The sequence below is a fragment of the Azospirillum sp. B506 genome (assembly GCF_000333595.1).
In the GTDB taxonomy this organism is placed as follows: Bacteria; Pseudomonadota; Alphaproteobacteria; order Azospirillales; family Azospirillaceae; genus Azospirillum.
Genome location: NZ_BADK01000538.1, coordinates 1 through 8,652, shown reverse-complemented (window position 1 = coordinate 8,652; position 8,652 = coordinate 1). Strand labels below are relative to the sequence as shown.

The following is an 8,652-nucleotide window of genomic DNA, read 5'->3' as shown; positions in this document are numbered from 1 at the left end:
CTCCGCCCTGTCGCCGCATCTGGCCTTTGGCGAGATCGGGCCGCGGCAGGTCTGGCATGCCGCCCGCCATGCCGCCGACGCCCGCCCCGAACTGGCGCCGGGCATCGACGCCTTCCTGCGCGAGGTCGGCTGGCGCGAGTTCCAGTATCATCTGCTGCACCATGCGCCGGAACTGCCGGACAATCCGCTCGATCCCCGCTTCGCCGATTTCCCCTGGCGCGCGGATGCGGCGGGCCTGCAGGCCTGGCAGCGCGGGCGCACCGGCTATCCCATCGTCGATGCCGGCATGCGCCAGCTGTGGGAGACCGGCTGGATGCACAACCGGGTGCGGATGATCGTCGCCTCCTTCCTGGTCAAGGATCTGCTGCTGCCCTGGCGGGAGGGGGAACGCTGGTTCTGGGACACGCTGGTCGATGCCGACCTCGCCCAGAATGCCGGCAACTGGCAGTGGGTGGCCGGCTGCGGCGCCGATGCCGCCCCCTTCTTCCGCGTCTTCAATCCCGTCCTGCAGGGCGAGAAGTTCGACCCCCAGGGCGATTACGTCCGCCGCTATGTGCCTGAGTTGGGCCGGCTGCCGCCGCGCTGGATCCACCAGCCCTGGGCGGCCCCGACCGAGGTGCTGCGGCAGGCCGGCATAAAGCTGGGCGACGATTACCCGCGTCCGATTGTCGACCATGGCCTTGCCCGCGACCGCGCACTCGCGCTTTACAACGAGCGCAAGGGCAAGGTGGACATGGCATCTTGAGCGGCGATCTTCATCGAACGGTCACCGGCACGCCCGCAAACGGTCATGGCCGCGCGCTACAGTCCACCCAGCGGCCCGGTGCGGCCGCCCGTCCTAAAAAAGCTGTCCTCAAAAGAAAGAACAACCGCCACTCGGCAAGGCGGCCCCTCCCCGGGGTCGCCTTTTTCCTTGCGGCGTTGCACCGGCTGCCGCGTTGCATCGGTCGACTGGGTGTTATAAAGTAACACCCATGTCCGCGCTTCACGACCATACCCACTGCATTGCCGACGCCCTGACCCGTGCCGACGCGCTGTGCGCCGAACGCGGCGCCCGGCTGACCGCATTGCGCCGCCGCGTTCTGGAACTGGTGTGGTCCAGCCACCGGCCGCGCGGCGCCTATGCGATCCTGGAGGATCTGAGCCAGCAGGACGGCAAGGCGGCGGCACCGCTGACCGTCTACCGCGCGTTGGAGTTCCTGGTCGAGCAGGGGTTGGTCCACCGCATCGAATCGCTGAACGCCTATGTCGGCTGTGCCGCCCCGGGGGATGTCCATTCCGGCCAGTTCCTGGTGTGCGAGGCCTGCGGCGACGCCGCCGAGATCGACGATCCGGGCGTCGGCGCCGCCATCGACGCCGCGGCGGCCGGGCGCGGCTTCCGTGTCCAGCGCCCCACCGTCGAGGTGCGCGGCCTGTGCAAATCCTGTCAGGAGAAACCCCGTTGAGCGCTTCCGCCGCCCCTCCCGCCCGTCTTCCCGTCTCGGTGCTGACCGGCTTCCTCGGCAGCGGCAAGACCACGCTGCTGCAGGCGCTGCTGCGCAACCCGGCGATGGCCCGCACCGCCATCGTCATCAACGAGTTCGGCGAAGTCGGGCTCGACCATTTGCTGGTCGCCAAGGCGTCCGAGAAACATGGTGCTGATGAACAGCGGCTGCCTGTGCTGCACCATCCGCGGCGATCTGGTCGATACGCTGCGCGACCTGTTCCCTCAGCGGGTCAAGGGCGAGATCCCCGATTCGACCCGTGTGGTGTTGGAGACGACCGGCTTGGCCGACCCGCCCCGATCATCCACACGCTGATGTCGGACCCGCTGCTGGCCGCCCGCTTCCGCCTGGACGGCGTCATCGCCACGGTGGACGCGGCGCACGGCTCGCTCCAGCTCGACCGCCAGCCGGAAAGCGTGAAGCAGGCCGCCGTCGCCGACCGCATCGTGCTGACCAAGACCGACGTCGCCACCCCGGCGGCCACCGTCGCCCTGATGCAGCGCCTTGCCGCCATCAACCCGGCCGCCCCGGTGATCCCCGCCGCCCATGGCGAGGTCGATCCGGCCAAGCTGTTCGATGCCGGGCTGTACAATCCGGAAACCAAGAGTCCCGATGTCGCCCGCTGGCTGCGCGAGGAGGCCTATCGCGACGAGCAGGCCAAGGCGCACGGGCACCATGACCATGGGCATCATGACCACGATCATGATCATGATCATGAACACGGCGACCACTGCGGCCCCGACTGCGGTCATGACCATCATCATCATGACGCCAACCGCCACGACGACCACATCCGGGCCTTCTGCATGGTGATCGACCGGCCGGTTCCCTGGAACGGCTTCGTCGATTTCATGGAGGCGCTGATCGCCCAGGCCGGCGAGAATCTGCTGCGGGTGAAGGGGCTGCTGAACGTTCAGGAAAGCGAGCTTCCCGTGGTCGTGCATGGCGTCCAGCACATGTTCCACCCGCCCGTCCGCCTGGAAGATTGGCCCACCGACGACCACCGCACCAAGCTGGTCTTCATCACCCGCGATGTCGGCCAGCCGGTGATCGAGCCGCTGTTCAACGGGCTGGTCTGGGGCGAGGGTAAGGAAGCGGGCTGACGGATTCGGAGGGGGGAGCATCCGATATCGGCCACTTCCCCCCACCGGTATCCCTACCGTCCCACCAGCCGCCGCAACGGGCTGTCGCCGGCCGCCCACACGCCGCGGTCCACCGCCTTCGCCCCCTCGAACACCATCCAGCTCTGCCGCCCGTAATGCGGCAGCGGTCTGACCAGCGCCCGCAGCGCCTCGGCATCGGCACCCGACACCACCAGCGCCGTCCGCCCAAGCGCCGCCCGCGATACCCACACCCGCGCGGTGCCGCGCCCCGCCAGCTCCGCCGGAACCGGCGGCAACCCGCGCCGCTCCAGTTCCCGCGCCACCGCCGCGTCGGTTCCGACCATTAGCAGCGGCGCAGTGCCACCGCCTTCCTTGCCGCCACCGTCCTTCCCGACACCGTCCATCAGCCGCCCTGCCAGACCTCGCGCAGCTTCCGCCGCGTCACCATCCATCGGGCCGTCTGCCGCGATCACCCGCTCGGCACCCGGCCGCAGAGTCACGTCGCGCAGGATCGCCGGCGCCTCCCCCGGTGCCAGCCGGCGGAACAGGTCGAAGTCGGGATCGACCGACACCGCCTGCACCGCCGCCTCGGCCGGCACCCGCAGCGTCGCTTGGCGACCATCGAGGCGGACAGTGCGGTCCTCAAACCCGGCCACCGTCTCCAAACGCACCGGCACGGTCAGGGCATAGGGCGCATCGGCCTCCTGCCGCAGGGTCAGCAGCACGCCGTCCCCATCCGCCCGCGCGTCCGGCAGCGTCAGCATCGGCGCACCACGCCGCTCCAGCCATTGGCTGAACAGCCCGCCGAGACCGCGACCGGATGAGGCCTCGAAGGCCCGTCGCAGGTCGGACCAGCCGGCGTTCCGGAAGGCGTGATCGCTCCAGAAGCGGCGGATGCCGGCATCGAAGGCCTCGCGACCGATCTCCGCCTCCAGCATGTGGAACAGCATCGCCGCCTTGCCGTAGCCGACGATCTGCGATGCATCATGAGTCCTCGACAGGAACTCGGTCAACGGACGGTCACGCTCTGCCGGCAGGGCGGCATAGTCGCGCAGCCAGTCCAGCCGCATCGCCCGCGCCGCATCGGCGCCACGCACCTCGGCGGCGGCATAGTCGGCCATGTAGATGGTCAACCCCTCAGCCCAATTGCCGGGCCAATCGCCGCCCTGCCCCACCCGCACGCCGTTGCCCCACCAGTTGTGCATGATCTCGTGGGTCAGCGACTGGCTGCGGATGAAGGGCAGCGGCAGCACGGTGCGGCCGATGGCGGTCAGGCCGGGGAAGCCCAGCCCGACCGGCGGCGGAACCGAAACGATGCTGAAGCCATCGAAGGGATAGGTGCCGATGCGGGCGGAGCCGGCGGCAATCGCCTGTTCGGTCAGGCCGAGATAGCTGTCGGCCAGCCCGGCCTGCTCCGGATGGCGGTAGAGCCGCAGGCGAAGCTTGCCTGCCATGCGCTCCTCAACCGTCCAATCCCCGGCGAAAACGGAGGGAACCTCGATGCTGCGCTCCTCCTCGAACACCGCGCGATAGCCGGCGGCGTCGCGCCCCTCCTCCACCAGCCGGCCGGTGGCGACCGCGACATAGGGCGCCGGTACCCGCAACGACAGACGCCAGCTCGGCGGCTCGTCCTCCGCCGAGACCGGATCGGGAAGCCAGCCGCCGCCCGGCAGGAAGGCCCCGTCGCCGTCCACCGCAAGCCCGGTGCCGGCGGCGAAGGCCGGCAGCCGTCCGCCGTACCGGATGGTCAGCGGCGCATTCCCCTCCGGCACCACCAACCGCAGGCGGTCGCCCCGCCGCTCCACCGGCAGCGGTTTGTCGCCGGCCCGCACCTCCTGCACCGCCAGGGCCGGGTCCAGCCGCAAGGACTGGACGCCGGCCGGCAGTATCAGCCGGTCCACCGCGTCGATCCGCCCGGCGGCGGGATCGAGCGTCAGGTCGATGTCATGGTGCAGCGGTGCGGCGATGGCCGGGGCGACCGCGCCCAGGGCCAGCGCCGCTCCCGCCAGGGCGAGAGCCCGGATGCGGAGGATCGTCATGCCCATCAAGATGGGCGCCGGACCGGCAAGCCGCCAGCGCGGCGTCACGCCGCGCGGAGGCTGCCCAGGAAGCCGTCCACCTCGCTGCGCAGCCGATCGGCGACGCTGGTCAGGCGGCCGGATTCATCCAGCATCTGGCTGGCCCTGGTACCGGCATCGGTGGTCGCCTCGCTGGCGCCGGCGACGTTGGCGGACACTGCCCTGGCTCCCTGCGCCGCCTGATGGACATTGGCGGAAATGTCGCGCGTCGCCGCCCCCTGCTGTTCCACCGCCGCGGCGATGGCGCTGGAGATGCCGGTCATCTCGCCGATGACGTGGCCGATGTCGCGGATCGCCACCACCGCCACATTGGTCGCCTGCTGGATTTCGGCGATCTTCCGCTGGATATCCTCGGTGGCGCGGGCGGTCTGGCTGGCCAGCGCCTTCACCTCGCCGGCGACGACGGCGAAGCCCTTGCCGGCCTCGCCGGCGCGGGCGGCTTCGATGGTGGCGTTGAGGGCCAGCAGGTTGGTCTGGGCGGCGATGGTGTTGATCATCTCCACCACATGGCCGATCTGGTCGGCCGCCTCCACCAGCGTGCGCATGGTGGTGTTGGTCCGTTCGGCCTGATTGACCGCCTCGCCCGAGATGCGGGTGGAGGCGGCGATCTGGCGGCCGATCTCCAGGATGGAGGCCGACAGCTCCTCGGTCGCCGAGGCCACCGTCTGCACATTGGCGGACGCCTGTTCGGACGCCGCGGCGACGGCGGTCGCCTGCGCGCTGGCCTGGGATGCGGTCGTCGACATCGTGTCGGCGGTGCCCTGCATCTCGGTGGCGGCCGAGGCGACCGTCTCGACGATGTGCATAGCCTTGGCGTCGAAATCCCGCATCAATGCTTCCAGCCGGACGGTGCGGGCCTCCTTGGCGGCGTGTTCGGCGGCCTGTTCGGCCGCCAGACGGTCGGCGGTCATCATGCTGTCGCGGAAGACGGTGACGGTCGCTGCCATGCCGCCGATCTCGTCGGCGCGGTCCAGGCCGGGAATCGTCACGGTCATGTCACGGTCGGCCAGACGGCGCATCGTTTCGGTCATCGAGCGGATCGGGTCGCTGACCCGGTGCTTGGCGACGATCATGCCGGCGATGGTCAGCAGCGCCGCGGCGACCACCAGCAGGGTGGCGACGATGGCATCCCGCGTCGCGCGCGCCGCCTGGGCATCGGAACGGGCGACCATCCAGTCCACCGCAGCCAGCGCAGCGTCGACGATATAGCCCTGGCTGGCGGTATCCTGCCGGCGCAGCGTGCCGATCTCGACCGGCGAGGGACGGCCCTCTGCCAGGGCGGCCAGCACCGCCTTGCGTTGATCGACCAGCGGCCCCTCGAAATTCACCTTGGCCTTTTCGACCGCCTCGCGGATCTGGTCCGGGGTGTCGGGGCGGGCAGCCGATTCCTTGACCAGTGCCCAGGCCTGCACGGTACGGCCGATGGCTTCCGCCACCGCCTGCGCGTCGGCCGGAGTCCAGGTCTGGCCGGTGGCGACCGCGGTCTGGATGCGCAACGCCATGCCCCCGGCATTCAGGCGGGTGTTCCAGGCGGCCCGCTTGATGCCCAGGAAATGATCGACAATGGGATCCGCCAGCTTCAGCGACCCGTCCAGCAGGTCGGTCGTGGCGGTCAGAGCGTCCAGATAGGCCACCGGCGCGGTCGCCCAGGCGTCGGCCACCGCCGGATCGCGCGAGGCCTTGCGCTGGCGGATCGCACCGTCCGCCCTCTGGCGCAGGGCGGCCAGCGTGTCATGGGTGGTGCGCAGCGTTGCCGCCGCCGCCGGCAGGCCGGGCAGATCGAGCGTGTCGAGCTTGGCGGCGATGGCGGCATAGCCGGCCTCCGCCACCGTGCGGTTGGCGGCGATGTCCTTCAGCTCGGCATCGCCAGCCGGCTCCTCCGCCCCCAGCGCCGGACCGACCAGACCACGCTCCAGCCGAATCGCCAGCAGCGTGCGCAGCAGGTCGCGGCTCGTCTCGCTGAGCGTGGCGACGCGGTGTGCCGAGCGGGTGCGGTCCACCACGTCGAGCAGCGTGTAGCAGCTGCTGGCGATCAGCAGCAGACCCAGCGCGGCGACGACGAGTCCAAGGGTGGCGCGGATCGACAGCCGCGAAAGGAGCGAAGTCATGGTCTGGTCCTGTCCATACGAAGAGGTCGAGCCGCTGCGGACGGCACGACACCGCTCCGCCTGCTAGGGCGAGCCGGTTGAACCGCCGAGTCTTGGAACCGGTCGGAGCCTAAACCGAGGGCGATTATAAAAAAAGACTTTGCGGTTTCGGCTCAGCCCCTATTGACAATGGCGCCGGTCATGTGCGGCGGCTTTCCTCCGGCCTTGATATACTAATATTTTAACGTGGATAAGTTCAGGAGTGCAGGCAAAATCCAGATATGGATCAAAATGCGGCAGCGCCGTTCGAACGGGATCGAAGGCGCTTTCCGACTTTTAAATGAACTTTCAAGTTTCCGGCATGGTTTTATTGGCACGCGCCGCCGAGGTTCTAGGTCAAAAATGTGCGCCGCGACCACCATCGGGGCCGCCACCGAACCCTCCGCCAAATCCCCCCCTTGGCCCGCCGTAGGGCGAACCGCCGTCGCCCGGCATGGAACCCCCTCTTCGGCCGGGTCCGCCAAATGGGCCGCCGAACCCGCCAGCTGCCGGGGCGGGCGCGGACTCCGAGGCGGCGCCCGCGGACGAGGGCGGACTGGCCGCACGGGCGGTGCCTGAGGCGGAGGTGCCGTCCGGGCTGGAAGCGTGGCCGGGAGCGGGACGCTGACCGGCGGCTGGGCCGCCATAGGGACCGGGCGGCGCACCCCATCCCGGATGGGTGCGCACGCCGTCGGGCGGACCGTCCGGCCCCTCCATGCCCGATGCATCGGGCCCCTGAGGACCGTCGGGGCGCATGCCTGACCGCGCCAGGCCGGCGGCGCGGGCGGCGGGGTCTGTGCCGTCAAGCGACCGCCCACCCAGGCTTGGGGCGCCGAAGGACCGGCTGCGGTCGATTCCGCCGCCGGATGTCACCAGGCTGTCGATCACCACGCGGGCGATTGCGGCTCCATCATTGGGCCGGCCAATACGCGGGCCGCCCGGGCTCGTCGTCTGACCGGAGGCATCGACATAGGTTTCGATCGACAGCGCGCTGACCGTGGTGCCGAAGGGATTGAAGGGATCGGCTTCCACCGCGAGCACCGCGGCGGGCTCGGGCTTGCCGGCGACGCGCACACTGCTGCCCACCGCCGGGAGGGCGCCGGTCATGCTCCGGCCGCGGGACAGTGTCAGCCCGGCGACGGTCAGCGTCTTCGGTGTCACCGAGTCCAGCCGTCCGCGCAGAATCCAACCGCGTGCCGGCTCCCAGGGATCGACGCGGCTGGCGTCGATCACGCCATCCGGCCGGCGCAGGCCCGAGATCGCGACCCAGCGTCCAGGGGTTAGCGCCGTGGTGCCCTCCACGTCGGCGAGGTCGATGCGCTGACCCAACACCAGAGTGCCGCCGGCCGTCGTCCGTTCCACTGGACCGGCGACGGCGAAGCGCACCTCCAGCGTCTGTGCCGTCAGTCCGGTCGGTCCGCCCGCAGCGGCGGTCATGGCGACCGTCTGGCCGATCCGCACGTCGCCGGGGTGGGCCGGCCTGCCTTCGATCCGCACCTGGGTCGTTGTCGGCAGATCGACCCGCAGGCCGTTGACCCAGACGCTGCCGAAGGCGGTGACGGTTCCGACGATGCCGGTCCCCCCGATTCCGCGGTCGGTGACGGAAACACCGGTCCCACCGATGCCCCGGTCTGCTATGCCCCCGTCCCGGTTCGGGGAGGGAGCGCAACCGGCGGCCGCCAGCATCAGCAGCAACAGCAGCTTGCGGGCAAGGAGGGAGGACTTGCAGTTCACGATGCCGCCGCCCCCTTGTCGGAGCCGGCAGCGTGCAGCGCAGGATCTGCCGCCTCTTCCTCGTCATAGAGGTAGAGGCCGGCGGTGAAGCGATGGCTGGCGTCGTCACGGCCGGCGTCGCCATCGG

At 70.1% G+C, this 8,652-nt stretch carries 5 protein-coding genes and 1 pseudogene; 3 read left to right on the top strand and 3 right to left on the bottom strand.

Annotated features, from left to right (window positions below):
- The 3 genes and pseudogenes from I71_RS16050 to I71_RS16040 all read left to right on the top strand — a co-directional run.
- The coding region (locus I71_RS16050; RefSeq protein WP_042695851.1) for a deoxyribodipyrimidine photo-lyase at window positions 1-745 on the top strand (745 nt) is incomplete at its 5' end.
- Between the two features lie 229 nt (window positions 746-974).
- Complete coding sequence (locus I71_RS16045; RefSeq protein WP_042695850.1) at window positions 975-1,445, top strand: Fur family transcriptional regulator; 471 nt, start codon at window positions 975-977, stop codon at window positions 1,443-1,445.
- Window positions 1,415-2,587, top strand: a pseudogene (locus tag I71_RS16040) (CobW family GTP-binding protein). Before I71_RS16045 ends, I71_RS16040 begins: the two are co-directional and overlap by 31 nt.
- A gap of 53 nt (window positions 2,588-2,640) precedes the next feature.
- On the opposite strand, the gene I71_RS16035 reads toward I71_RS16040, so the two are convergent.
- The 3 genes from I71_RS16035 to I71_RS16025 all read right to left on the bottom strand — a co-directional run bounded on the left by I71_RS16035 (window position 2,641) and on the right by I71_RS16025 (window position 8,525).
- Entirely contained in the window at window positions 2,641-4,632 is a 1,992-nt protein-coding gene (locus I71_RS16035; RefSeq protein WP_083897196.1) for a M1 family metallopeptidase, read from the bottom strand.
- Window positions 4,633-4,670: 38 nt separating this feature from the next.
- Window positions 4,671-6,773 carry a methyl-accepting chemotaxis protein gene (locus I71_RS16030; RefSeq protein WP_042695849.1) on the bottom strand — a complete coding sequence of 701 codons (2,103 nt, stop codon included), beginning with the start codon at window positions 6,771-6,773 and terminating at the stop codon, window positions 4,671-4,673.
- A gap of 375 nt (window positions 6,774-7,148) precedes the next feature.
- Entirely contained in the window at window positions 7,149-8,525 is a 1,377-nt protein-coding gene (locus tag I71_RS16025; RefSeq protein WP_042695848.1) for a DUF5666 domain-containing protein, read from the bottom strand.
- Window positions 8,526-8,652: the final 127 nt, after the last annotated feature.

Excerpts from the sequence above, each read along its gene's own strand:
- I71_RS16045 (WP_042695850.1), top strand. The coding sequence starts at position 975 with ATGTCCGCGCTTCACGACCATACCCACTGCATTGCCGACGCCCTGACC.
- I71_RS16035 (WP_083897196.1), bottom strand. The coding sequence starts at position 4,632 with ATGGGCATGACGATCCTCCGCATCCGGGCTCTCGCCCTGGCGGGAGCG.
- I71_RS16030 (WP_042695849.1), bottom strand. The coding sequence starts at position 6,773 with ATGACTTCGCTCCTTTCGCGGCTGTCGATCCGCGCCACCCTTGGACTC.